This is a genomic window from Streptomyces sp. NPDC045955 (genome assembly GCF_056430805.1).
Genome location: NZ_JBWKKY010000006.1, coordinates 155,133 through 180,942, shown reverse-complemented (window position 1 = coordinate 180,942; position 25,810 = coordinate 155,133). Strand labels below are relative to the sequence as shown.

The window sequence follows — 25,810 nt, the reverse complement described above, 5'->3', positions numbered from 1 at the left end:
GTGCGGGGCGGGCACCCCCGACTCAGGACTCCGCCCAGGGCACCCCGCTCCGCGCTAGTGCGCCGCCGACTCCCAGTCCGAGCCCGCGCCCACCGAGACGCCCAGCGGGACACGGAGGTGGACGGCGCTCGCCATCTCGCGGCGGACGAGTTCCTCGGCGGCCGCCCGCTCCCCGGGAGCGATCTCCAGCACGATTTCGTCGTGGACCTGGAGCAGCATGCGGGAGGCGAGGCCGGCCTCCTTCAGCGCGCTGTCCACCTTGAGCATGGCGATCTTGACGATGTCGGCCGCCGTGCCCTGGATGGGTGCGTTGAGGGCCATCCGCTCGGCCGCCTCGCGGCGCTGGCGGTTGTCGCTGTTGAGGTCGGGGAGGTAGCGGCGGCGTCCGAAGAGCGTCGCCGTGTAGCCCGTCGCCCGGGCCTCGTCGACCGCCCGGCGCAGATAGTCCCGTACGCCGCCGAACCGCTCGAAGTAGGCGTCCATCAAGGCACGGGCCTCCGCCGCCTCGATGTTCAGCTGCTGGGACAGGCCGAAGGCCGAGAGGCCGTAGGCCAGGCCGTACGACATGGCCTTGATCTTGCGGCGCATCTCGGCGTCCACCGCGGTCGGCTCGACCGAGAAGACCTGGGAGGCGGCCGTGGTGTGCAGGTCCTCACCGGAGGTGAACGCCTCGATCAGGCCCTCGTCCTCGGAGAGGTGGGCCATGACGCGCAGCTCGATCTGGCTGTAGTCGGCCGTCATCAGGGACTCGAAGCCCTCGCCGACGACGAAGCCGCGGCGGATCGCGCGGCCCTCGTCGGTGCGGACCGGGATGTTCTGCAGGTTCGGGTCCGTCGAGGACAGGCGGCCGGTGGCGGCGACCGTCTGGTTGAACGTGGTGTGGATGCGGCCGTCCGCGGCGATGGTCTTGATCAGGCCCTCGACGGTGACGCGGAGCTTTGCCTGCTCGCGGTGGCGGAGCATGATCACCGGCAGCTCGTTGTCCGTCTGCGTGGCGAGCCAGGCGAGCGCGTCGGCGTCCGTGGTGTAGCCGGTCTTGGTCCGCTTGGTCTTGGGCAGGGCCAGCTCGCCGAAGAGGACCTCCTGGAGCTGCTTGGGCGAGCCCAGGTTGAACTCGTGCCCCGCTGCCGCGTGGGCCTCCTTCACGGCCTGCTGGACGGCGCCGGCGAACATCTGCTCCATGGCCTCCAGGTGGGGCCGGTCGGCCGCGATGCCGTGCCGCTCCATGCGGGCGAGCAGCGCGGACGTGGGCAGCTCCATCTCGCGCAGCAGGTCGGCGGCGCCGACCTCCTCCAGGCGGCTCTCGAAGGCCTCGCCCAGGTCGAGGACGGCGCGGGCCTGGATCATCAGGGCCTCGGCCTCGGCGCCCTCGTCGGCGCCGAAGGCGAGCTGCCCGTCGGCCGCGGCGGCGGGGGCCAGCTCGCGGTGCAGGTACTCCAGGGACAGCGCGTCCAGGTCGAAGGAGCGACGGCCCGGCTTGACCAGGTAGGCGGCGAGCGCCGTGTCCATGGTCACGCCCTCGACGCTCCAGCCGTGCTCGGCGAAGACCCGCATGGCGCCCTTGGCGTTGTGGAAGATCTTGGGCCGGGCGGCGTCGGCGAGCCAGGCCGCGAAGGCCCTCTCGTCGGCCTCGTCCAGCTGGGAGGGGTCGAACCAGGCGGCCGCTCCGCCGGGCGCGGCGAGCGCGACCTCGGTGACCGAGCCCGTGCCGAGCGCCCAGGCGTCGACCGTGGCGACGCCGAGGGGCCCGGTGGCGTGTTCGGTGAGCCAGCCGGTCAGCTCGCCGGTGCCGAGCACCGTGCCGTCCAGCTGCACGCCGTCCGTGCTGATGGGGGTGGTCTCGGCCTCCTCGGCGCCGGGGTCGACGGCGAAGAGCCGCTCGCGCAGGGAGGGGTTGCGGATCTCCAGGGTGTCCAGGACCATCGCGACGGCCTTGCGGTCGTAGGCGGTCCGCTCCAGGTCGGTGACGCCCTTGGGCAGCTCGACCCGGCGCTCCAGCTCCGTGAGCCGGCGGTTGAGCTTGACCGCTTCCAGGTGGTCGCGCAGATTCTGCCCGGCCTTGCCCTTGACCTCGTCCACGCGCTCCACGAGCTCCGCGAAGGAGCCGAACTGGTTGATCCACTTCGCGGCGGTCTTCTCGCCGACGCCGGGGATGCCGGGGAGGTTGTCGGAGGGGTCGCCGCGCAGGGCCGCGAAGTCGGGGTACTGCGCGGGCGTCAGACCGTACTTCTCGAAGACCTTCTCGGGGGTGAAGCGGGTCAGCTCGGAGACGCCCTTGGTCGGGTACAGCACGGTCGTGTGCTCGCTGACCAGCTGGAAGGAGTCCCGGTCGCCGGTGACGATCAGCACCTCGAAGCCCTCGGCCTCGGCCTGCGTGGCGAGGGTGGCGATGACGTCGTCGGCCTCGAAGCCGTCGACCGCGAAGCGGGCGGCACCCATCGCGTCGAGGAGCTCGCAGATCAGCTCGACCTGGCCCTTGAACTCGTCGGGGGTCTTGGAGCGGTTCGCCTTGTACTCCGTGAACTCCTGCGACCGCCAGGTCTTGCGGGAGACGTCGAAGGCGACCGCGAAGTGCGTGGGCGCCTCGTCGCGCAGCGTGTTGGCCAGCATCGACGCGAAGCCGTAGATCGCGTTCGTCGGCTGGCCCGTCGCGGTGGTGAAGTTCTCCGCGGGCAGCGCGAAGAACGCTCGGTAGGCCAGCGAGTGCCCGTCCATGAGCATCAGTCGCGGGCGGCTGCCGCCGGAGGTCTGGTCGGTCGTCTTCGATGCTGTCTCTGCCACGCCCCCGATCCTGCCACGCCCCACTGACACTCGGTCCCGGCCCCGACGCCGCGTGCGCCCGGGACGGCCGTCGCCCCGGTCCTCCCGACGCGTGCGCCCGGGACGGCCGTCGCCCCGGTCCTCCCGACGCGTGCGCCCGGGGCGGGCCGTCGCCCCGGCCCACCCCTCACGCGATGTCACCGCAGCGTGCGAGGATCGGAGACGTACCTCACAGCGCGGTCGAAGGGGAGTGTGCGATGGCGACGAAGCCGCCCAAGAGTGATCCGGTTCAGGACGCGCCGCAGGTCGCCGGACCGCAGCACGCGGCAGCGGGCCTCCCCGCGATCGGGCACACGTTGCGAGTCGCCCAACAGCAGATGGGTGTGAAGCGCACGGCGCTGACGCTGCTGAGCGTGAACCAGAAGGACGGCTTCGACTGCCCGGGCTGTGCCTGGCCGGAGCCGGAGCACCGGCACAGGGCGGAGTTCTGCGAGAACGGCGCGAAGGCCGTCGCCGAGGAGGCCACGCTGCGCCGGGTCACGCCCGAGTTCTTCGCCGCGCACCCGGTCGCCGACCTGGCCGGCCGCAGCGGCTACTGGCTGGGCCAGCAGGGCCGCCTCACCCACCCCGTGTACCTCCCCGAGGGGGGCACCCACTACGAGCCGGTGACCTGGGAGCGCGCCTTCGACATCATCGCCGAGGAGATCGCCGCCCTCGGCTCCCCCGACGAGGCCGTCTTCTACACTTCGGGCCGCACCAGCAACGAGGCCGCGTTCCTCTACCAGCTCTTCGCCCGCGAACTCGGCACGAACAACCTGCCCGACTGCTCGAACATGTGCCACGAGTCGTCCGGCTCGGCCCTGTCGGAGACGATCGGCATCGGCAAGGGCAGCGTCCTGCTGGAGGACCTCTACAAGGCCGACCTGATCATCGTCGCCGGCCAGAACCCGGGGACGAACCACCCGCGCATGCTGTCCGCCCTGGAGAAGGCCAAGGCCAACGGGGCGAGGATCATCAGCGTCAACCCGCTGCCCGAGGCGGGCCTGGAGCGCTTCAAGAACCCGCAGACCCCGCAGGGCATGCTCAAGGGCGCCGCGCTGACCGATCTGTTCCTGCAGATCCGCCTCGGCGGGGACCAGGCCCTGTTCCGTCTCCTCAACAAGCTGATCGTCGAGACGGACGGCGCGGTGGACGAGGCGTTCGTCCGGGAGCACACGCACGGCTACGAGGAGTTCGCCGAGACGGCCCGCGCGGCCGACTGGGACGAGACGCTCGCGGCGACCGGCCTGACCCGGGAGGACATCGAGAAGGCCCTTGGCATGGTCCTCACCTCCGAGCGGACCATCGTCTGCTGGGCGATGGGTCTCACCCAGCACAAGCACTCGGTGCCGACGATCAAGGAAGTGGTCAACTTCCTTCTCCTGCGCGGCAACATCGGCCGCCCGGGCGCGGGCGTGTGCCCGGTGCGCGGCCACTCGAACGTGCAGGGCGACCGCACGATGGGCATCTTCGAGCGCCCCGCCCCGGCGTTCCTGGACGCTCTGGAGAAGGAGTTCGGCTTCGCCCCGCCGCGCGAGCACGGCTACGACGTCGTACGGGCCATCCGCGCGCTGCGTGACGGCGAGGCGAAGGTCTTCTTCGCCATGGGCGGCAACTTCGTCTCCGCGTCCCCGGACACGGAGGTCACCGAGGCGGCCATGCGGCGGGCCCGGCTGACCGTGCACGTGTCGACGAAGCTGAACCGCTCGCACGCGGTCACGGGCGCGCGTGCCCTGATCCTGCCCACCCTCGGCCGTACCGAGCGGGATCTGCAGGGCAGTGGGGAGCAGTTCGTGACGGTCGAGGACTCGATGGGCATGGTGCACGCCTCCCGGGGCCGGCTGGAGCCCGCGAGCCGGCATCTGCTGTCCGAGCCGGCCATCGTCTGCCGCCTGGCCCGCCGTGTGCTGGGCGAGAACAGCGCCACGCCCTGGGAGGAGTTCGAGAAGGACTACGCGACGATCCGGGACCGCATCGCACGCGTGATCCCCGGCTTCGAGGACTTCAACGCACGCGTGGCCCGGCCCGGCGGCTTCACGCTTCCGCACGCCCCGCGTGACGAGCGCCGCTTCCCCACGGCCACCGGCAAGGCCAACTTCACCGCCGCGCCCGTGGAGTACCCGGAGCTGCCCGAGGGCCGCCTGCTGCTCCAGACGCTGCGCTCGCACGACCAGTACAACACCACGGTCTACGGCCTCGACGACCGTTACCGCGGCATCAAGAACGGCCGCCGGGTCGTGCTGGTCAACCCCGAGGACGCGCGGGCCCTGAAGCTGGCGGACGGTGATTACGTCGACCTGGTCAGCGAGTGGAAGGACGGCGTGGAGCGCAGGGCGCCGGGATTCCGCGTCGTGCACTACCCCACGGCCCGGGGCTGCGCCGCCGCGTACTACCCGGAGACCAACGTGCTGGTGCCGCTGGATGCCACGGCGGACACCAGTAACACCCCGGCCAGCAAGTCCGTCGTGGTGCGTCTGGAACAATCGGCGGCCGACTGAGCGTTTGCTCAGCCACAGTGGTAACCGCATGATCTGGACGAACGGAGACCGGGCCCCATGGGCGAGCAGCAGCATGTGAAGTTCCCGCAGGAGGTCATCGACGAGTACGCCGCGCTCGGCGTCGACCTCCTGGCCCTGTTTTCCGCGGGCCACCTCGGGACCCGGATGGGCGTCCAGATCGTCGAGGCGTCGGCGGACCGGGTGGTCGGGACGATGCCGGTCGAGGGCAACACCCAGCCTTACGGACTGCTGCACGGCGGGGCCTCCGCGGTGCTGGCCGAGACGCTGGGCTCGGTCGGCTCGATGCTGCACGGCGGCAGCTCCAAGATCGCCGTAGGTGTCGACCTGAACTGCACGCACCACCGCGGGGTGCGCTCCGGCCTCGTCACCGGTGTGGCCACGCCCGTGCACCGGGGGCGCTCGACCGCCACATACGAAATCGTCATAACGGACGAAAGCGACAAAAGGGTGTGTACGGCCCGGTTGACCTGTCTGCTGCGCGACGTGAACCCGGGCGACGAGCAGCTCATCCGCGCCGCGAGCTGACGACGTAGGGAAAACCCTGGAGGGGCGGGCGCGCTCTTGTCGCGGCCGCCCCCGCGCGCTTCACTGACGCTCCACCCCCACAGGAGAAGACCCGTCCCACCCCTAGAAGGGTTTCTCTTGACCTCCGTACGCGCCTTCGCCGTCACCGCCGCGGCCGGTGCCGCCGTGCTCGCCACCGCGCTGCCGTCCTCCGCCATCAACTCCTACAACGCGACGCCCGCCCCCGAACGCACCGAGGTCGGCGCGCTCGTGGCCACCTGGGACAACGACGGCGACCCCGCGACCCCCGACCGGGTCGACTGGGTCTGTTCCGGCACCATGATCGACGCGGACACCTTCCTGACCGCCGCGCACTGCACCTCCGACTGGCCCGACAACGTGCGGTTCTACGTGTCCCTGGACCAGGACGTGCAGTCCGGACTCGACGCGGCGGCGAAGCAGTACCCGGGCGACCCGGCCGCGCAGGCGGCAGCCGTCGCCGTCCCGGGCACCGCCCACACGCACCCCGACTATCCGGGGCCCGCCTCCGACACCCACGACATCGCGGTGATCGAACTGCCCGCCACCAAGGTCAAGGCCCGCTGGAGCTTCACCCCGGCCACCCTGCCCACCGCGAACCAGCTCGGCAGACTCGGCCCGCAGGGGCTGAACGCCACCGACTGGCTGGTCGCCGGCTACGGCACCCAGGAAGCCGTCAACGGCCCCGGCGGCCAGACCCACCCCGGCGGCGGCGTCCGCATGAAGGCACCCGTCACCTTCGACGCCCTCAACAACTCCTGGGCCCGGTTGGCGATGACCGCTCCACAGGGCAACGGAGGGGCCTGCTACGGCGACTCGGGCGGCCCCAACTTCGCCGTCATCGGCGGCAGGAGCATCCTCGCCGCCACCACCATCACCGGCGACACCCCCTGCTACGCGACCAACGTGACGTACCGCCTGGACACCCCCGGCGCCCGCGCCTTCCTCTCACCGTTCGTGAAGCTGCCGTAACCCCGCGCCCCCGGGCCCGACGGACCGCCCCGCCGCACCACGCACCTGGTGGTGCGGCGGGGCACCGCCCCCGGGCGCGGCGAGGGCACCTCCCTCGCTCTCCGGCCCCCGCAACTCCGCCCACTCGTGCCGAAGTCGGACGTCATCAGCACAGGCCCGGCCGGCCGGCTCGCCGACCGCTCCCACGATCGCCGTCGCCGCGGCCACGTTCACGTGCCTCACCACCGACGACCGGACCCCGGCTCCCGGCTCCGGCTCCCGGCTCCCGCACGAGCGAGCGGTTCAGTTCCCACCCCGCGCTTACCCGGTCCTCACCAAGCCGGCCGACAAGCCGGCCCCCCGCATCACCGCGGAGATCGCCTTTCCGCCGGGCCGGAACTCCCCCCGGACGCGGACGCTCCCCTTTCCCGGCGTAACGCTCCGTAACGCGCGCGCAATAGAACAGCACAGTTTCACCTTCGGCCGCACCCACTCCCGGGGACTCGCCCACCCCCGTTCGCGCCGCCCGCGCCCCGGTGGCCGCACGATCTCAGCCACGGCCAACCGGAAGTGCGCGTTCTCAGAATGCGGACCACGGAGAAAATCCACCAAACCCGCCGAGAGGGCCCGCCACCGAAGCCGGGCATCCATCGCGTCATAACAAGAAAGTCACAAGCCAGCCCACGCCGCTGACCCTGCCTCCACACGGGCTTAGAGTCACGGCCAGTCACCGCTCCATCGGGAGTTCGGTACCAGCGCGGCACTCACCCCCCGACCAGGGCGGGGCCTGCCTGTGAAAGGACTGATTGTGCGACAGCGTTCCTTGGTGATTCTTACCTCCGTTCTGACGACCGGAGCTCTGACTCTCACCGCCTGCGGCTCCCGAGACGACAGCGGTGACAAGAGCGGAGACAGCGGCAACGGCACCACGCTGACCATCGGCGTCGACGCCCCCCTGTCGGGTGAGAACTCCACCACCGGCCTCGGCATCCAGTACGGCGCTCAGATCGCCGTCGACGACGCCAACAAGAACAACTGGGTCCCGGGCGTGAAATTCAAGCTCAAGGCCCTGGACGACAAGGCCCAGCCCGCCACCGGCCAGTCCAACGCCACCACCTTCACCGGCGACAAGACCGCCGTCGGCGCCGTCGGCCCGCTGAACTCCGGCGTCGCCCAGACGATGCAGCAGGTCTTCGCCTCGGCCAACATGGTCCAGATCTCCCCGGCGAACACCGCCCCCGAGCTGACCCAGGGCAAGAACTGGCAGACGGACAAGAAGCGTCCGTTCAAGACGTACTTCCGTACCGCCACCACCGACGAACTCCAGGGCAGCTTCGCCGCCGGCTACGCGTACAACGGCCTCAAGAAGAAGAAGGCCTTCGTCGTCGACGACAAGCAGACCTACGGCGCCGGCCTCGCGAAGATCTTCAACGAGCAGTTCAAGAAGCTCGGCGGCAAGGTCGTCGCCACCGACCACGTCAACACCGGCGACAAGGACTTCGGCTCCCTCGTCACCAAGATCAAGAACTCCGGTGCCGACCTGCTCTACTACGGCGGCCAGTACGACGAGTCCGCGCTGATCACCAAGCAGCTCAAGGACGCCGGCGTCAAGATCCCGCTGTTCGGCGGCGACGGCATGTTCGCCTCCACCTACATCGAGGCCGCCGGCAAGGCCGCCGAGGGCGACCTCGTCACCGCCATCGGTGTCCCCGCCGACACCCTGCCCGCGGCCAAGCAGTTCATCCAGACGTACAAGGACAAGGGTTACAAGGGCGACTACGGCGCCTACGGTGCCTACGCCTACGACGCCACCACGGCCATCATCAAGGCCGTCAAGGCCGCGGCCGACGCCAACGGCGGCAAGGTGCCCAGCGACATCAACGACCTGCGCTCCAAGGTCGTCGACGGCGTCCAGAAGTCCGACTTCGAAGGCCTCACCGGCAAGGTCTCCTTCGACCAGTACGGCGACACCACCAACAAGCAGCTGACGGTGTACCAGGTCGAGAAGGGTGCCTGGAAGGCCGTGGAGACCGGCACCGCCGACCTCCAGTAGTTCCGGCCCCCCAGTACGCAGCACCACGGGCCGCGCGGGAGGACGACCCCGACCGCGCGGCCCGTTTCCACACCCCCACAGCACGCGACCACGCACTCATCCAGTGCACACGACCACCAGCGACATGGAGGCCATGCGGTGAACACCCTGCCGCAGCAGCTGGCCAACGGGCTGCTTCTCGGCTCGATGTACGGGCTGATAGCCATCGGTTACACGATGGTGTACGGCATCGTCCAGCTCATCAACTTCGCGCACGGCGAGATCTTCATGACCGGAGCGTTCGGCGCCCTCACGGTCTACTTCTACATCCTCCCCGACGGCACCTCGATGGCCCTCGCCGTGCCCCTGATGCTCATCGGCGGCGCCCTCGTGGCCATCCTCATCGCCGTCGGAGCGGAACGGTTCGCCTACCGGCCCCTGCGCGGAGCACCACGACTGGCACCGCTCATCACCGCCATCGGCCTCTCCCTGGCGCTCCAGGAGGTCGTGCGCAACTTCTACCCCGGCGCCGACCGCGCCCGCGCCTTCCCCGGCCTCGACGCCACCCACGACATCGGCTCCGTCACCATCAAGGACGCCGACATCTTCCTCATCCTCGCCGCCGTCACCTGCATGGCCGCCCTCGCCTTCTTCGTGCGCCGCAGCCGCACCGGCCGCGCCATGCAGGCCACCGCGCAGGACCCCGACACCGCGCAGCTGATGGGCATCGACACCAACCGCATCATCGTCATCGCCTTCGCCATCGGCGGCTTCTTCGCCGCCGTCGCGGCCGTCGCCTACGGACTCAAGTACGGCAACGTCGACTACCGCATGGGCTTCCTCATGGGCCTCAAGGCGTTCACCGCGGCCGTCCTCGGCGGCATCGGCAACATCTACGGCGCCATGCTCGGCGGCGTCGTCCTCGGCATCGCCGAAACCCTCGCCTCCGCCTACATCGACGAAATCCCCGGCATGTCGCAGCTCGGCGGCCAGAGCTGGGCCAACGTGTGGGCCTTCTGCCTCCTCATCCTCGTGCTCCTGTTCCGGCCCCAGGGCCTGCTCGGCGAGCGCGTCGCGGACAGGGCGTGATCACATGACCGAGACGACCAAGAAGACCCCAGCGCCGGACGCCGTCCCCACCCCGACGCCCGCCCTGCGCGGTCTCATCCCCCTGCCCGCCGCGGCCGCCCGCGCCCTGCTGCTCGCCGGCGGCATCGCCACCGCCGCCTCCGCGTTCCTCGCCTGGACCTGGACCGCCGAGTTCCCCGGCGACCTCACCATCAACGGCTACCCCGGCGGCCTGCAGTGGCTCACCTTCACCGCCGGTGTCCTCACCGCCCTGTTCGCCCTCGCCTCATACGGCATCCGCGGCCTCGGCTGGCTGCTGCCCGCCCGCAACAACGCACCCCTCGTCCTCACCGCCCTCGGCGGCTTCGCCGTCACCTGGTTCACCGTCGTCGCCATCAGCGTCGAACTCGGCGGCGTCGTCAACCTCGAACCCGGCGGCTGGATCGCGGCCATCGCCTCCCTCCTGCCCCTCCTCGGCGCCTTCGCCCTCCCCCAGGAGAAGACCGGCACCGACGGCACCAAGGCAGCCCTCAAGGCCTACATCGCCAAACCCGACCACATCCCCGCCGCCCAACTCGGCAGCGGCTGGGTCCAGCGGGCCGTGATCACCGTCGTCACCATCATCGGCCTCGGCGTCTTCACCTACGGCATCGACACCGAATACGGCGAACTCTTCATCGGCTACCTCTTCGTCGTCACCTTCGCCATGTGGGCGCTGCACACCGCCGGCCTGCTCGACCGCTTCTCCCACCTGACCGCCGGCAACCGCAGCTTCACCCTCGCCATGGGCTTCGCCGCGGCCATCGCCTTCCCCTTCACCCAGACCGACGACCACTACGCCAACATCGGCGTCAACATCCTGATCTTCGGGACCGTCGCCCTCGGCCTCAACATCGTCGTCGGCCTCGCCGGACTCCTCGACCTCGGATACGTCGCCTTCCTCGGCGTCGGCGCCTACACCGCCGCCCTCGTCTCCGGCTCCGAGTTCTCCACCATCTCCGGCGTCCACCTGCCCTTCTGGGCCTCCGCCCTGGCAGGCGCCGCAGCCTCCCTCGTCTTCGGCGTCCTCATCGGCGCCCCGACCCTGCGACTGCGCGGCGACTACCTCGCCATCGTCACCCTCGGCTTCGGAGAGATCTTCCGCATCGCCGTCAACAACATGGACGGCGACTCCGGACCCGACGTCACCAACGGCCCCAACGGCATCGCCAACATCCCCGACCTGAACCTGCTCGGCTTCAACTTCGGCCAGCCCCACGACATCGGCGGATTCACCCTCGGCCGGTTCGCCAACTACTACCTGCTGATGGTCCTCATCATGGCCATCGTCGTCCTCGTCTACACCCGCGCCGCCGACTCCCGCATCGGCCGCTCCTGGATCGCCATCCGCGAGGACGAGACCGCCGCCACCGCCATGGGCATCAACGGCTTCCGCGTCAAACTCGTCGCCTTCGCCCTCGGCGCCGCCCTCGCCGGCCTCGCCGGCACCGTCAGCGCCCACGTCACCTACAGCGTGGTCCCCACGCCGTACCAGTTCGCCGGCTCCACCCCGCCCAACTCCGCGTTCCTCCTGGCCGCGGTCGTCCTCGGCGGCATGGGCACCGTCGCCGGACCGCTCCTCGGCGCGGCCCTGCTCTACCTGCTCCCCGAAAAGCTGGTGTTCCTCCAGGACAAGTCGCTCCTGGCCTTCGGCATCGCGCTCATCCTGCTGATGCGCTTCCGCCCCGAAGGCATCATCGCCAACCGCCGGCGCCAGCTCGAATTCCACGAGACCGGCCAACTCGACGTACCCAAACAGACCACGCTGACCGACGAACCGGCCGTCACCAAGGCGGGGGCGTAACCACCATGACCACACCTGTACTCGAAGCACGCGACGTCACGATGCGCTTCGGCGGCCTCACCGCCGTACGCTCCGTCGACTTCACGGTCAACTCCGGCGAGATCGTCGGCCTCATCGGCCCCAACGGCGCCGGCAAGACGACGTTCTTCAACTGCCTGACCGGCCTCTACGTCCCGACGGAAGGCACGGTCTCCTACAAGGGCACCGTCCTGCCGCCCAAGCCCCACCTGGTCACCCAGGCCGGCATCGCCAGAACCTTCCAGAACATCCGCCTGTTCGCCAACATGACGGTCCTGGAAAACGTCCTCGTCGGCCGCCACACCCGGACCAAGGAAGGCCTCTGGTCGGCCCTCCTGCGCGGCCCCGGCTTCAAGAAAGCCGAACGCGCCAGCGAGGAACGCGCCATGGAACTCCTCGAGTTCATCGGCCTCGCCCACAAGCGCGACCACCTCGCCCGCAACCTCCCCTACGGCGAACAGCGCAAGCTGGAGATCGCACGCGCCATGGCCTCCGAGCCCGGCCTGCTGCTCCTCGACGAGCCCACCGCCGGCATGAACCCCCAGGAGACGCGGGCCACCGAGGAACTCGTCTTCGCCATCCGCGACAAGGGCATCGCCGTCCTCCTCATCGAGCACGACATGCGCTTCGTCTTCAACCTCTCCGACCGCGTCGCCGTCCTCGTCCAGGGCGAGAAGCTCGTCGAAGGCACCTCCGACGTCGTCCAGGCCGACGAGCGCGTCATCGCCGCCTACCTGGGCGAACCCTTCGAAGGCGACCCCGGAGAGGCCGAAGCCGCGGAGGTCGAAGCAGCCGAAGCCGCAGCCGGAGCCGCCGACGCGCCCAGCACCACCAGCAGCACCAAGGGAGAAGCCAAGTGACCGCACTCCTCGAGGTCGAAGACCTCCGGGTCTCCTACGGCAAGATCGAAGCCGTCAAAGGCATCTCCTTCAGCGTCGAGGCCGGCCAGGTCGTCACCCTCATCGGCACCAACGGCGCCGGCAAGACGACCACGCTGCGCACGCTGTCCGGTCTGCTCAAGCCGACATCCGGGAAGATCATCTTCGACGGCAAGCCCCTGACCGGCGTCGCCGCCCACAAGATCGTCGCCCTCGGCCTCGCCCACTCCCCCGAAGGCCGGCACATCTTCCCCCGCCTCACCATCGCGGAGAACCTCCAGCTCGGCGCCTTCCTCCGCAAGGACAAGGAAGGCATCGAGAAGGACATCCAGCGCGCCTACGACCTCTTCCCCATCCTCGGGGAACGCAGCAAGCAGGCCGCCGGAACCCTCTCCGGCGGCGAACAGCAGATGCTCGCCATGGGCCGCGCCCTCATGTCCCGCCCCAAGCTCCTCATGCTCGACGAGCCCTCCATGGGCCTCTCCCCGATCATGATGCAGAAGATCATGGCGACGATCTCGGAGCTGAAGTCCCAGGGCACGACCATCCTGCTCGTCGAACAGAACGCCCAGGCGGCGCTCTCCCTCGCCGACCAGGGCCACGTCATGGAAGTCGGCAACGTCGTCCTCTCCGGGACGGGGCAGGACCTGCTGCACGACGAGTCGGTACGCAAGGCGTACCTCGGCGAGGACTGAGGCCCAGCCCGCACACGAAGAGGCCCGCTCCCCTCTCGCAGGGGGGCGGGCCTCTCGCTCTGCTCTCTCAGCCCTTGTTGGACTTCTTCTCCTCGGCGTCCTGGATGACCGCCTCCGCGACCTGCTGCATCGACATCCGCCGGTCCATCGACGTCTTCTGGATCCACCGGAACGCGGCCGGCTCCGTCAGCCCGTACTCCGTCTGGAGGATCGACTTCGCCCGGTCCACCAGCTTGCGCGTCTCCAGCCGCAGCGTGAGGTCCGCGACCTCCTTCTCCAGCTCCTTCAGCTCCGTGAAACGCGAGACGGCCATCTCGATCGCCGGCACGACATCCGTCTTGCTGAACGGCTTCACCAGATAGGCCATCGCACCGGCGTCCCGGGCCCGCTCCACCAGGTCGCGCTGCGAGAACGCCGTCAGCATCAACACCGGCGCGATGCTCTCCTCGGCGATCTTCTCGGCCGCGGAGATACCGTCCAGCTTCGGCATCTTCACGTCCAGAATCACCAGGTCGGGCCGGTGCTCACGGGCCAGCTCCACGGCCTGCTCCCCGTCCCCGGCCTCACCGACGACGGTGTACCCCTCCTCCTCCAGCATCTCTTTGAGATCGAGCCGGATCAGGGCCTCGTCCTCGGCGATGACGACCCGCGTCGTCATCGGAGGCACGTGCGACTTGTCGTCTTCAGGCACGTCAACAGGCTGGGGCGACTCGGGGGCGCTCACGTGGGCTCCTTGGTAGGGGCAGGCCGGTACTGCTCCCAGAAGGGTACCTAGCAGCGGGGACACACGGTGAGCGGGTACACTTCTGAACGGCCCCCTGGCCTGCCCGGTTGGAGGAATCTGGTCAGACTCGCGGTGCTCAAACCACCGTGCCTTCGGGCATGTGGGTTCGAATCCCACACCGGGCACTAGAGAAGCGGATGCTCACGTTCTCGTGAACATCCGCTTTTTGCTGCACACGGTCACGATCAGTAGCACAGAGTGGCCACATGTACGACGTCAGCACACGCAAGCGAGCACTCGCACTGGTGGCCCAGGGCCGCAGCCTCAACTCGGTGAGCCGCGAAACGGGCATCTCACGGGCCGCGATTCGATCCTGGAAAGCCCGCCTCGAGCCGCTGCCCCGCATGGCGCCTCCTGACCCCGGACCACCTGCCGATGAGGCCGCGTACGCCTACCTGCTGGGCCTCTATCTCGGTGATGGCTGCATCAGCGGCCACCCTCGCAGCACCGGCTACTACCTGAGGATCGCGTGCGCGAACTCATGGCCGGGCCTGATCGACGCCTGCGAGATCGCGATGCGCACCATCAACCCGACTGGATGTGCCTTCCGCACGCAAGCTCAGGGATACGTCTCGGTGGTCAGCTACAGCAGGCACTGGCCGCATCTCTTCCCCCAGCACGGCCCCGGCGTGAAACACGAACGCCGGATCACCCTTGAACCCTGGCAACAGGCCATCGTCGACGCCCACCCCTGGGAGTTCATCCGCGGACTCATTCACTCCGACGGCTGCCGGATCACCAACTGGACGACGCGGATCGTCGGCGGCGAGCGGAAGCGCTACGAATATCCGCGGTACTTCTTCACCAACCTCTCGGCCGACATCATCCGGCTCTTCACCAGAGCCCTCGACCAGGTGGGCGTCGACTGGAAGCAGGCGAACGCACGCAATATCTCCATCGCCCGCAAAGCCTCCGTAGCCCTCATGGACGCCCATGTCGGCCCCAAGTACTGACGGCGCCCTACTTCGGGCTGTCGTCCTCGCCGATGTGGTGGACTCGGACCATGTTCGTCGAGCCCGAGACGCCGGGCGGGGAGCCGGCCGTGATGACGACCGTGTCGCCCTTGGCGCAGCGGCCGTAGCGGAGCAGCAGTTCGTCGACTTGGTCGACCATCGCGTCTGTCGAACCGACCTCCGGACCGAGGAAGGTTTCCACACCCCAGGTGAGGCTGAGCTGGGAGCGCGTGGCCTGGTCGGGGGTGAAGGCGAGGAGGGGGATCGGGGAGCGGTAGCGGGAGAGGCGGCGGGCGGTGTCGCCGGATTGGGTGAAGGCGACCAGGAAGCGGGCGCCGAGGAAGTCGCCCATTTCGGCCGCTGCTCGGGCTACCGCGCCGCCTTGGGTGCGGGGTTTGTTGCGTTCGGTCAGGGGCGGGAGGCCCTTGGCGAGGATGTCTTCCTCCGCGGCTTCGACGATGCGGGCCATGGTCCTGACCGTTTCGATGGGGTGCCTGCCGACGCTGGTTTCGCCGGAGAGCATGACGGCGTCCGTTCCGTCGATGACCGCGTTGGCGACGTCGGAGGCTTCGGCTCGGGTCGGCCGGGCGTTGTCGATCATGGAGTCGAGCATTTGCGTGGCGACGATGACCGGTTTGGCGTTGCGTTTCGCCAGTTTGATCGCGCGTTTTTGGACGATGGGGACTTGTTCCAGTGGCATTTCGACGCCGAGGTCTCCGCGGGCGACCATGATGCCGTCGAATGCCGCGACGATGTCGTCGATGTTCTCCACCGCCTGGGGTTTTTCGACCTTGGCGATGACGGGGAGCCGGCGGCCTTCTTCGTCCATGATGCGGTGGACGTCCTGGATGTCGCGGCCGGTGCGGACGAAGGAGAGGGCGATGACGTCGGCGCCGGTGCGCAGGGCCCAGCGGAGGTCGTCCTCGTCTTTCTTGGAGAGGGCGGGGACGGAGACGGCGACGCCGGGGAGGTTGAGGCCTTTGTGGTCGGAGATGATGCCGCCCTCGACGACCGTGGTGTGGACGCGGGGGCCGTCGGTTCCGGTGACTTCGAGGCAGACTTTGCCGTCGTCGACGAGGATGCGTTCGCCGGTGGTGACGTCGTCGGCGAGGCCGGCGTAGGTGGTGCCGCAGATGTGGCGGTCGCCTTCGACGCCTTCTTCGACGGTGATGGTGAAGGTGTCGCCGCGTTCGAGGAGTACGGGGCCTTCGGTGAAGCGGCCGAGGCGGATTTTCGGGCCTTGAAGGTCGGCGAGGACTCCGACGCTGCGGCCGGTCTCGTCGGCGGCTTTTCGTACCCGGTGGTAGCGCTCCTCGTGTTCGGCGTGTTCGCCGTGGCTGAGGTTGAGGCGGGCTACGTCCATTCCGGCGTCGACCAGGGCTTTGATCTGGTCGTACGAGTCGGTGGCGGGTCCCAGTGTGCAGACGATTTTTGCTCGGCGCATGGTCCGAGCCTATGAGTTACCGACTGGTAGAGAATTGGTTGTGGGTGTCCGCTCAACAGACTTTGCATGAAACGTTATTGACAAGTGTTGAATTGTGCGGCGGGGTGCTCCGATGAGCACCCCGGGGGAATTCGGTCGGGTTTTCGGAAAGGGGCCGGCTAGAGCTCCGGCGGCACCATGGTGAAGCGGGCGTTGATCTGGGCGTGGACGCGCTGACGCTGGGGTTCGAGGTCGAGGGGGGCGGCCGGGGCGTTCTCGGCGGCGCCGTAGGCGGCGGAGCGTGCGCGGCCGGGGGCCTGGGGGTAGGCCGGGGGTGCGTTCTCGGCTCCGATGTCGGCGAGTTCGACCAGGGCGGAGAGGGTGGTGCCGAGTGCCTCGGCGTATTCGCGGGCGCGCTGGACGGCTTCGCGTACGGCCTTCTTGCGGGCTTCGCGGTGGGCGGGCGAGTCGGGGCGCAGGGCCCACCAGGGGCCGTCGACGCGGGTGAGTTCGAGGTCGGCGAGGCGGGTGGTGAGTTCGCCGAGGGCGGTGAAGTCGGTGAGTTCGGCGGTGACGTGGACGGTGCCGTGGTAGGTGCGGACGCGTTCTCCGCGGCCGTGTTTGGTGAGTTCCGGGGTGATGGAGAAGGCGCCGGTCTCCAGGCGTTCGACGGCGTCGCCGTAGGACTTGACGAGGTCGAGGACGCCGGCGTTGCGGCGGGTGAGGTCGTCGAGGGCGGAGCGGCGGTCGCGGCCGCGGGCGGCGACGGTGATGCCTATGCGGGCGATCTCGGGGTCGACTTCGAGGCGGGCTTCGCCGCGGACGGCGATGCGGGGGGCGTCGGGTGTGCCGTAGGGGACGGCGGGCTGGGAGGCGTCTGACGTGGGCGCGGTCATACGCCCCACTCTGTCACGTCTTGGCTGGCCGAAGGCGTGGAGCCGGCGGGACGAGTCATCAGATCGCAACCTGGGGGGACTGTTGCGTTCGGTCATGTCCGGGTCAGAATCTACGCGCGTTATCTACGCGCGTCGTTCACAGATTCCGCAAGGAGCCAGACATGCCGTTGAACCGCCGGAAGTTCCTGGAGAAGTCCGCCGTGACCGGGGCGGGGGTGGCGCTGGCCGGTGCGGTCGGGGCGCCGGGTGCGCAGGCGGCCGAGGCGAAGCGCGGCACCAAGCGGTACGCGTTCACCGTGCTGGGGACGACGGATCTGCACGGCAACGTCTTCAACTGGGACTACTTCACGGACAAGGAGTTCGACGACAAGGACCACAACGACGTCGGGCTGGCCAAGGTCTCGACGCTGGTCAACCGGATCCGTGCGGAGAAGGGCCGCCGCAACACGCTGCTGATCGACGCGGGTGACACCATCCAGGGCACGCAGCTGTCGTACTACTACGCGAAGGTCGACCCGATCACGGCCGAGGGCGGGCCGGTGCACCCGATGGCGCAGGCCATGAACGCCATGGGCTACGACGCGGCGGCGCTCGGCAACCACGAGTTCAACTACGGCATCCCGGTGCTGCGGAAGTTCGAGCAGCAGTGCCGTTTCCCGCTGCTGGGCGCGAACGCGCTGGACGCGAAGACGCTGCGGCCTGCCTTCGCGCCCTACAGCATGCACCGGCTGCGCACGCCGTGCGGGCGGGACGTGAAGGTGGCGGTGCTGGGTCTGACGAACCCGGGCATCGCGATCTGGGACAAGGCGAACGTGCAGGGGAAGATGACGTTCCCGGGTCTGGAGGAGCAGGCGGCGAAGTGGGTGCCGAAGCTGCGGTCGATGGGCGCGGACGTCGTCATCGTGTCGGCGCACAGCGGTTCGTCGGGGAAGTCGTCCTACGGTGACCAGCTGCCGTACATCGAGAACGCGGCCGGTCTGGTGGCGGAGCAGGTGCCGGGCATCGACGCGATCCTGGTCGGGCACGCGCACACGGAGATCCCCGAGTACTTCGTCACCAACAAGGAGACCGGCAAGCGGGTCGTGCTGTCGGAGCCGCTCAAGTGGGGTCAGCGACTGACGCTCTTCGACTTCGAGCTGGTGTGGGCCAAGGGCCGCTGGACGGTCGAGAAGGTGGGCGCGCGGGTCCTGAACTCCAACACGGTGGAGGAGGACCCGAAGATCGTCCGGCTGCTCGCGGACGAGCACGAGAAGGTCGTGGCGTACGTCAACCAGGTCATCGGCACGAACGCGGCGGAGATGACGTCGGCCGAGGCGCCGTACAAGGACGTGGCGATCATCGATCTGATCAACCACATCCAGGCGGACACCGTGAAGCAGGCCCTGGCGGGCACGGAGCACGCCGCGCTGCCGGTGCTGTCCCAGGCGGCGTGCTTCTCGCGGTCCGCCCGGATCCCGGCGGGCGAGGTGACGATCCGGGACGTGGCGGGTCTGTACGTCTTCGAGAACACCCTGGAGGCGCGTCTGATGACGGGTGCGCAGATGAAGGCGTATCTGGAGTTCTCGGCGAACTACTACGTGCAGACGCCGCCGGACGCCCCGGTGGATCCGGCGAAGCTGACGAACGCGAACGGCACACCGGACTACAACTACGACGTGGTGAGCGGGCTTTCGTACGAGATCGACATCGCGAAGCCGGCCGGTTCGCGGGTGACGGACGTGCGGTTCGAGGGGCAGCCGCTCGCGGACGACGCGAGGTTCGTGTTCGCGGTGAACAACTACCGGGCCAACGGCGGCGGCAACTTCCCGCATGTCGCCGCCGCCCCGGTGCTGTGGTCGAACTCGGAGGAGATCCGCAACACCATGATCGCCTGGGTGAAGGCGAAGGGGGCCGTCGATCCGGCCGTGTTCGCGGCGGTGGACTGGAAGCTGACGCGGAACGGCACGCCCGTCTTCTGATCCGGGTGCTTCGTCACCTTCGGTCGTCGACGAGCGGGGTCAGTGCCGGTGCCTCTCGGGGCGGCGGGACCTGCTGCCGCTGTGTGAGGCCGAAGGTGGTGAAGGCGGTGCGGCGCGGGAGCGTGTAGGCCTCCCGGCCCGTCAGGGAGTTGAGGATGATCGCGCTGCGCCAGGCGGCGAGGCCGAGGTCCGGGGTGCCGACGCCGTGCGTGTGGGTCTCGGCGTTCTGGACGTACACCGTGCCGGTGACGGACGGGTCGAGGACGAGGCGGTAGTCCTCGTCGACGCGCGGCCGCTCCCGGCTGTCGCGGCGCATGTAGGGGTCGAGGCCGGCCAGGATGCAGTCGAGGGGTCGTTCGCGGTAGCCGGTGGCGAGGACGACGGCGTCCGTGGTGAGGCGGGAGCGGCTGTCCTGCGGGCCGTGCTCCAGGTGCAGTTCCACCTTGGTCGTCGCGACCCGGCCGGCGGTGCGGACGCGGACGCCGGGGGTGAGGACGGCGTCGGGCCAGCCGCCGTGCAGGGAGCGGCGGTACAGCTCGTCGTGGATGGCGGCGATGGTGACGGCGTCGATGCCCTGGTGCAGCTGCCACTGCCCGGCGACGAGCCGGTCGCGGGCGGACTCGGGCAGGGCGTGGAAGTAGCGGGTGTGGTCGGGGGTGAAGTGCTCCAGGCCGAGCTTGGAGTACTCCATCGGTGCGAAGGCCTCGGTGCGGCCCAGCCAGTGGAGCTTCTCGCGTCCGGCGGGTCTGCCCCGCAGCAGGTCGAGGAAGATCTCGGCGCCGGTCTGTCCGATGCCCACGACCGTGACGTGCTCGGCGGCGAGGAGGGCGGCGCGGTGGTGGAGGTAGTCGGCGGCGTGCACGACGGGCACGCCGGGGGCCTCGACGAGGGGCTTGAGGGGGTCGGGGACGTGGGGCTCGGTGCCGATGCCGAGGACGACGTTCCGCGTGTACGTGCGGCCGAGGGCCTCGGCTCCTCCGTCGGCGTCGAGCTGGGTGAAGTCGACCTCGAAGACGTCCCGTTCGGGGTTCCAGTGGACGGCGTCGACCTGGTGGCCGAAGTGCAGGGCCGGGAGGTTGTCGCAGACCCAGCGGCAGTAGGCGTCGTACTCGGCGCGCTGGATGTGGAGGCGCTCGGCGAAGTAGAAGGGGAACAGCCGCTCCCGGGACTTGAGGTAGTTGAGGAAGGTCCAGGGGCTGGTGGGGTCGGCGAGGCTCACCAGGTCGGCGAGGAACGGCACCTGGATGGTCGCGCCCTCGATGAGCAGGCCGGAGTGCCAGCCGAAGGCGGGGCGCTGTTCGTAGAAGGCGGTGTCGAGTTCGCCCAGCGGGTGGGCGAGCGCGGCGAGGGACAGGTTGAACGGGCCGATGCCGATGCCGACCAGGTCGCGGGGGGCGGCCGGCTCGTGGGGCGGGCGCGGGGTGGCCCGGGTGGGGTTCGGCTCGTCGTGCGGCTGGGGACTCGGCACGGGGTTCATCGGGGGGTGTGTCCTTCCACGAGTGTCGCTTGCCGTGCTGCCAGGTGCAGCAGTGCGGCCAGGTCGGCGGGCCCGGTGGCGGGATTGAGGAGGGTGGCCTTGAGCCAGAGCCGGCCGTCGAGGCGGGCCCGGCCGAGGACGGCGCGGCCGTCGGTGAGGAGCGCGCGCCGTACGGCGGCCACGGTGTCGTCGGTGGCGCCGGCGGGCCGGAACAGGACGGTGCTGATGACGGGCCGGGCGTGGAGGTCGAAGCGGGGGTGCTCGTCGACGAGGGCGGCGAACTCTCGGGCCCGGGCGCAGACCTGGTCGACGAGCGTGGCGAGGCCGCTGCGGCCGAGGGTCTTGAGGGTGACGGCGAGTTTGAGCACGTCGGGGCGGCGGGTGGTGCGCAGGGACCGGCCGAGCAGGTCCGGCAGGCCTGCCTCGGTGTCGTCGGCGGCGTTGAGGTAGTCGGCGCGGTGCCGCAGGGCGGTGAGGTCGCGGGGATCCTTGACGGCCAGGAGGCCCGCGGCGACCGGCTGCCAGCCGAGTTTGTGCAGGTCGAGGGTGACGGTGTCGGCGGTGTCGAGGCCGGCGAGCCGGGTGCGGTGGCGGTCGCTGAAGAGGAGGCCTCCGCCGTAGGCGGCGTCGATGTGCAGCCGGGCGCCGTGGGCCGCGCAGCGGGCGGCGATCTCGGGCAGGGGGTCGATGAGTCCGGCGTCGGTGGTGCCGGCGGTGGCGGCGACGAGCAGGGGGCCGGGCAGGCGGGAGAGGGCCTCGTCGAGTGCGGCGGGGTGGAGCGTGCCGGCCGGGGCGGGCAGGACGACGGGCTCGGGCAGTCCGAGCAGCCAGGCGGCCCGGGTCAGTGAGTGATGGGCGTTCGTCCCGCACACGAGCCGCACGGGGCCGCCGTATGTCTCCCGTGCGAGGAGGAGGGCGAGCTGGTTGGACTCGGTGCCGCCGGTGGTGATCAGGGAGTCGGGGGCCGTGCCCGGGTTATGTCCGGGCCCGTAGATCTCCCTGGCCAGTGCCGCCGCCACCAGCAGCTCCAGTTCCGATGCCGCCGGGGCCTGGTCCCAGGAGTCGAGGGAGGGGTTGAGGGCGGAGGCGGCGAGGTCGGCCGCTGTGGCGATGGCCAGGGGCGGGCAGTGGAGGTGGGCGACGCACAGGGGGTGGGCCGGGTCGGCGGCGCCTTCGGCGAACGCGTGGACCAGGGCGCGTGGGGCGTTCGGGTCGCCGTGGTCGGGGAGGACCTCCCCCGCCGCCTCCCGCATCCGTGCCGCGACCGCCTCCGGCCCGCCCGCCGGCAGTGGTCCGCCGCGGGCCCGGGTGCCCTCGTCCAGCGCTTGGAGCACGGTGTCGAGCAACGGCCGCAGGGCGCGCGGGCCTTCGGGGCCTGAGGCGAGGGGTGGCGTGCTCATGGGCGTTCCTCCGGGGAGCGGGGGCGGCGCGCCCGGAAAGCCCAACGATCGGACCTGGATGGAGGTACCTCCGTACGGGAAATCCGGATGGAGGTACCTCTCCCGTCTCAGCCCTTGAAGTCGTCCGCGTGGTCCTCGGCCCAGACCGCGAAGGGACGGGCCGGCCGGCCGGTGATCTCCCCCACTGTGCCGGTGATTTCCGGCGGTGTTCCGACCGTCGCGGCGAAGGAGTCCATCAGGGCCCGCAGCATGTCCGGCGGGACGTGGGGGAACAGTTCGGGGCCCGCCTCGTCCGGCGGGATCTCGGTGAAGCGCAGCTCGCGGCCGAGGGCCCGGCCGATCGCCGCGACCTGCTCGGCGTTGGTGACGGCCTCGGGCCCGGTGAGGCGGTGGGCCGCGCCCTCGTGGCCGTCGTCGAGGAGGGCGCGTTCGGCGACGGCGGCGATGTCGTCCTCGTGGATGGGGGCGGCCTGTCCGTCGGCGAAGACGCCCCGGACGGTGTCGCCGGTGCGGACCTGCGGGGCCCACTGGAAGGCGTTGGCGGCGAACGCGTTGGGGCGCAGGAAGGTCCACTCCAGGCCGCTGTCGCGGACCTGCTGCTCGGCGGTGGCGTGCATGACGTGGATCGGGTGGGTCTCGTCGGCGCCCGAACCGATGATCCCGGAGGACAGCAGGACCACGTGACGCACTCCGGCGGCACGGGCCGCCGCCAGGAGGCCGGCCGTGCGGTCGCCGCCCGCCTGGACGTAAAGGAACAGCTTGGTCACGCCCTCGAACTGGGCGCCCGGCTCGTCGAGGCTGAGCCGTGTCGCCTCGGCGCCCGCGGGCAGACGGGCCCGTTGCGGGTCGCGGGTGAGCGCCCGCACGGGGTGTCCGGCGGCGGCGAGGCGTTCGACCAGGGCGCGGCCGACGTTTCCGGTGGGACCGGTCACTGCGATCATGAAGGGCTCCTCGGGCTTGATCGTCCTTGTCCGTCCGAGGCTATGAAGGGCGGCCGGCCCACCGCATCGTCGAATGGGACCAGCCGGCCCGCCCGCGCCCTCCGTCGCAGGCCCTAGGACTCCGTTGCTTGGCGGACCCGCAACGCCCTTGCCAGGTCGTCGAGTTGGTCGACGAGCTTGCGGCGCAGCGCGGGGATCGGCTCGGCCTGACGCAGGCATTCCTCGCCGAGGCGGAGGTTCTCGGGGTCGACGGCGTCGGCGGGGAAGGCCCAGCGGCCGGCGGCTTCGGCGATGGCGGGGCCGCGGCGGTCGGCGAGGGCGACCGCGTCCGTGTAGTAGCGCGGCACGTACGCGCGTACCAGCTCGGCTTGTTCGGGCTGCCAGAAGCCCTGGGCGGTGGCGGTGAACAGGTAGTTGGACAGGTCGTCGGAGCCGAACATCGACTCCCAGGCGCGGGCCTTGGCGTCCGGGTCGGGCAGGGCGGCCCGGCAGCGGGTGGCGCCTTCCAGGCCGGTGGCGCTCGGGTCGCGTTCCAGTTCGGCGGCGATGGCGGCCTCGTCGGTGGCGCCGAGGACGGCGAGCTGGCCCAGGACGCGCCAGCGCAGCTCGGGGTCGAGCTCCGGGCCGCCGGGCACGGTGCCGTCGGCGAGCCAGGCGGCGATGGTGTCCGGGTGGGCGGTGACGTCGATGCGGTGGCGTACGGCGATCAGGCGCAGGCCGGGGTTGTCGCCGTCCTCGGTGCGGCGGATGAGGTCGCGGCACAGCTCGGTGAGCGTGGCGAGCGCGGCGGGCCGCTCCTCGGGCCTGACGTAGCGGTCGGCGAGGTACGTGGACGCGAAGGCGAGCACGCCCTGGACGATCGCGAGGTCGGTCTCGAGCGGGAGGTGGGCCCGGGCGGTCTCCAGGTAGGCGGCGGGCGCCAGTTCACCGTCGCGGACGGCGTCGCGCAGGGCGTTCCAGACGACCGCGCGGGTGAGTGGTTCGGGCAGGCCGGACAGGTCCTTGCGGATGGTCTCGAAGGACTCGGGGTCGAAGCGGACCTTGGCGTAGCTGAGGTCGCCGTCGTTGAGGAGGAGCAGCGCGGGGCGCTTGCCGATGGGGTGGGCGTCGGTCTGCGGGAGGTCCAGGTGGAGGCGTGTGCGCAGGACGAGTTGCCTGCCGTCGTCGCCGAGGTCCCGGTCGTACAGGCCGGCGGCGATGCGGTGCGGGCGGCTGCCGGTGCGGTCGACGGTGAGGGCGCAGGTGCCGTTCTCGCCGGGGGTGATGCGCGGGGTGAGGGTGTCGACGCCGGTGGTGCGCAGCCAGGCGTCGGCCCAGGCGTGGACGTCGCGTTCGGTGGCGCCGGCGAGGGAGTCGATGAAGTCGGCGAGGGTGGCGTTGCCGAACTTGTGGCGGGCGAAGTGGGTGTTGATGCCGGCCAGGAAGTCCTTCTCGCCGAGCCAGGTGACCAGCTGCCGCAGTGCGCTGGCGCCCTTGGCGTAGGAGATGCCGTCGAAGTTGAGCAGCGCGGAGGCGGTGTCGTCGACGGCCTCGGGGGCGACGGGGTGGGTGGAGGGGCGCTGGTCGGCGTCGTAGCCCCAGGCCTTGCGGTTGACGCCGAAGTCGGTCCACGTGTCGTGGAAGCGGGTGGCCTCGGTGAGGGTCTGGTAGCCCATGTACTCGGCGAAGGACTCGTTCAGCCAGATGTCGTCCCACCACTTGAGGGTGACGAGGTCGCCGAACCACATGTGGGCCATCTCGTGGGCGATGACCATGGCGCGGGTCTGCCGCTCGGTGTCGGTGACGGCGGAGCGGTAGACGAACTCGTCGCGGAAGGTGACCAGTCCGGGGTTCTCCATGGCGCCCGCGTTGAACTCGGGGACGAAGGCCTGGTCGTAGGAGTCGAAGGGGTACGGCTCGTCGAACTTCTCGTGGTAGCGGTCGAAGCAGGCGCGCGTGACGTCGAGGAGTTCGTCGGCGTCGGTGTCCAGGTAGGGGGCCAGTGAGCGGCGGCAGTGCAGGCCGAAGGGCAGGCCGCGGTGCTCGGTGCGCACGGAGTGCCAGGGGCCGGCGGCGACGGCGACGAGGTAGGTGGAGATCAGCGGCGTGGCGGCGGCCTGCCAGAGGCCGCCGCCGGTGTGCTCGGTGACGCCGTTGGCGAGGACGGTCCAGTCCTGCGGGGCCCGCACCGACAGCTCGAAGACGGCCTTGAGGTCGGGCTGGTCGAAGGCGGCGAAGACGCGCTGGACGTCCTCCATGAACAGCTGGGTGTAGACGTAGGTCTCGCCGTCGGTGGGGTCGGTGAAGCGGTGCATGCCTTCGCCGGTGCGGGAGTAGCGCATGTGCGCGTGCACGCGCAGTTCGTGTTCTCCGGCGGTGAGGTTCTTCAGGGGCAGCCGGTTGCCGTCGAGGGTTTCCGGGTCCAGGGGCTGTCCGTCGAGGGTGACGGAGTGCAGCTCGGCGGGCTTGACCTCGACGAAGGTGTCCCCGTCCGCGCGGGCGCTGAACCTGATCAGGGTGCGGGAGTCGAAGGTCTCGTCCCCGGTGGTCAGGTCGAGTTCGATCGTGTAGCGGTGGACGTCGAGGAGCCCTGCTCGGGTCTGCGCTTCGTCGCGCGTCAGTACGGACATGCAGGACATGCTGCCTGATGGCA

General features: G+C 70.1%; 18 protein-coding genes and 1 tRNA gene. 11 read left to right on the top strand and 8 right to left on the bottom strand.

The annotated features are described in order from the left end of the window. Nucleotides 1-54 precede the first annotated feature (54 nt). Complete coding sequence (gene polA, locus AC07F0_RS14580) at nt 55-2,781, bottom strand: DNA polymerase I (RefSeq protein WP_478978562.1); 2,727 nt, start codon at nt 2,779-2,781, stop codon at nt 55-57. Between the two features lie 236 nt (nt 2,782-3,017). Here polA and AC07F0_RS14575 point away from each other — a divergent pair, with 236 nt between their 5' ends. The 8 genes from AC07F0_RS14575 (at nt 3,018) to AC07F0_RS14540 (ending at nt 13,346) form a co-directional block, all read left to right on the top strand. Then, nucleotides 3,018-5,297, top strand: coding sequence for an FdhF/YdeP family oxidoreductase (locus tag AC07F0_RS14575; RefSeq protein ID WP_478978559.1), 2,280 nt, complete (start codon nt 3,018-3,020; stop codon nt 5,295-5,297). 57 nt (nt 5,298-5,354) lie between these two features. After that, a complete protein-coding gene (locus tag AC07F0_RS14570; protein ID WP_436730442.1) occupies nt 5,355-5,843 on the top strand; it encodes a PaaI family thioesterase in 489 nt (162 codons plus the stop codon). 117 nt (nt 5,844-5,960) lie between these two features. Continuing rightward, the gene (locus AC07F0_RS14565) at nt 5,961-6,833 is read left to right on the top strand and encodes a trypsin-like serine protease (RefSeq protein WP_478978556.1); all 873 of its coding nucleotides are present in this window, start codon (nt 5,961-5,963) and stop codon (nt 6,831-6,833) included. An 802-nt stretch (nt 6,834-7,635) separates the two neighbouring features. Further along, complete coding sequence (locus AC07F0_RS14560) at nt 7,636-8,865, top strand: branched-chain amino acid ABC transporter substrate-binding protein (protein WP_436730454.1); 1,230 nt, start codon at nt 7,636-7,638, stop codon at nt 8,863-8,865. A gap of 138 nt (nt 8,866-9,003) precedes the next feature. Beyond that, nucleotides 9,004-9,933 (top strand): branched-chain amino acid ABC transporter permease, encoded by a 930-nt coding sequence (locus tag AC07F0_RS14555; RefSeq protein ID WP_436730444.1) that lies wholly within the window; start codon nt 9,004-9,006, stop codon nt 9,931-9,933. Between the two features lie 4 nt (nt 9,934-9,937). Continuing rightward, nucleotides 9,938-11,755, top strand: a complete 1,818-nt coding sequence (locus tag AC07F0_RS14550) for a branched-chain amino acid ABC transporter permease (protein ID WP_478978553.1) — start codon at nt 9,938-9,940, stop codon at nt 11,753-11,755. Between the two features lie 5 nt (nt 11,756-11,760). Beyond that, nucleotides 11,761-12,633 carry an ABC transporter ATP-binding protein gene (locus AC07F0_RS14545; RefSeq protein WP_436730446.1) on the top strand — a complete coding sequence of 291 codons (873 nt, stop codon included), beginning with the start codon at nt 11,761-11,763 and terminating at the stop codon, nt 12,631-12,633. Then, the gene (locus AC07F0_RS14540; protein ID WP_436730447.1) at nt 12,630-13,346 is read left to right on the top strand and encodes an ABC transporter ATP-binding protein; all 717 of its coding nucleotides are present in this window, start codon (nt 12,630-12,632) and stop codon (nt 13,344-13,346) included. The genes AC07F0_RS14545 and AC07F0_RS14540 overlap by 4 nt, the downstream gene beginning before the upstream one ends. 67 nt (nt 13,347-13,413) lie before the next feature. On the opposite strand, the gene AC07F0_RS14535 is transcribed toward AC07F0_RS14540, so the two are convergent. Then, the gene (locus AC07F0_RS14535) at nt 13,414-14,070 is read right to left on the bottom strand and encodes an ANTAR domain-containing response regulator (protein WP_037668151.1); all 657 of its coding nucleotides are present in this window, start codon (nt 14,068-14,070) and stop codon (nt 13,414-13,416) included. Between the two features lie 101 nt (nt 14,071-14,171). Between AC07F0_RS14535 and AC07F0_RS14530 the strand changes: the two genes are divergently transcribed. Both AC07F0_RS14530 and AC07F0_RS14525 read left to right on the top strand, forming a co-directional pair. Continuing rightward, nucleotides 14,172-14,255 (top strand) — tRNA-Leu (locus AC07F0_RS14530). Nucleotides 14,256-14,336: 81 nt separating this feature from the next. Beyond that, entirely contained in the window at nt 14,337-15,083 is a 747-nt protein-coding gene (locus AC07F0_RS14525; protein WP_478978550.1) for a helix-turn-helix domain-containing protein, read from the top strand. Between the two features lie 7 nt (nt 15,084-15,090). On the opposite strand, the gene pyk is transcribed toward AC07F0_RS14525, so the two are convergent. Then, nucleotides 15,091-16,527, bottom strand: coding sequence for a pyruvate kinase (gene pyk / locus AC07F0_RS14520; protein ID WP_478978547.1), 1,437 nt, complete (start codon nt 16,525-16,527; stop codon nt 15,091-15,093). A 158-nt stretch (nt 16,528-16,685) separates the two neighbouring features. Next, on the bottom strand, nt 16,686-17,402 hold the full coding sequence (locus AC07F0_RS14515; RefSeq protein WP_478978544.1) for an SIMPL domain-containing protein: 717 nt from the start codon (nt 17,400-17,402) through the stop codon (nt 16,686-16,688). Between the two features lie 161 nt (nt 17,403-17,563). On the opposite strand from AC07F0_RS14515, the gene AC07F0_RS14510 reads away from it, so the two are divergent. Next, nucleotides 17,564-19,360 carry a bifunctional metallophosphatase/5'-nucleotidase gene (locus AC07F0_RS14510; protein WP_478978538.1) on the top strand — a complete coding sequence of 599 codons (1,797 nt, stop codon included), beginning with the start codon at nt 17,564-17,566 and terminating at the stop codon, nt 19,358-19,360. 13 nt (nt 19,361-19,373) lie between these two features. On the opposite strand, the gene AC07F0_RS14505 is transcribed toward AC07F0_RS14510, so the two are convergent. The 4 genes from AC07F0_RS14505 to pepN all read right to left on the bottom strand — a co-directional run bounded on the left by AC07F0_RS14505 (nt 19,374) and on the right by pepN (nt 25,787). Continuing rightward, nucleotides 19,374-20,837 carry a lysine N(6)-hydroxylase/L-ornithine N(5)-oxygenase family protein gene (locus tag AC07F0_RS14505; RefSeq protein ID WP_478978535.1) on the bottom strand — a complete coding sequence of 488 codons (1,464 nt, stop codon included), beginning with the start codon at nt 20,835-20,837 and terminating at the stop codon, nt 19,374-19,376. Beyond that, on the bottom strand, nt 20,834-22,237 hold the full coding sequence (locus AC07F0_RS14500; protein ID WP_478978532.1) for a pyridoxal phosphate-dependent decarboxylase family protein: 1,404 nt from the start codon (nt 22,235-22,237) through the stop codon (nt 20,834-20,836). The genes AC07F0_RS14505 and AC07F0_RS14500 overlap by 4 nt, the downstream gene beginning before the upstream one ends. Before the next feature lie 107 nt (nt 22,238-22,344). Next, nucleotides 22,345-23,178: an NAD(P)H-binding protein gene (locus AC07F0_RS14495; protein WP_478978529.1), complete on the bottom strand. Its 834-nt coding sequence runs from the start codon at nt 23,176-23,178 to the stop codon at nt 22,345-22,347. Nucleotides 23,179-23,291: 113 nt separating this feature from the next. Then, nucleotides 23,292-25,787, bottom strand: coding sequence for an aminopeptidase N (pepN, locus tag AC07F0_RS14490; protein ID WP_478978526.1), 2,496 nt, complete (start codon nt 25,785-25,787; stop codon nt 23,292-23,294). Nucleotides 25,788-25,810 lie beyond the last annotated feature (23 nt).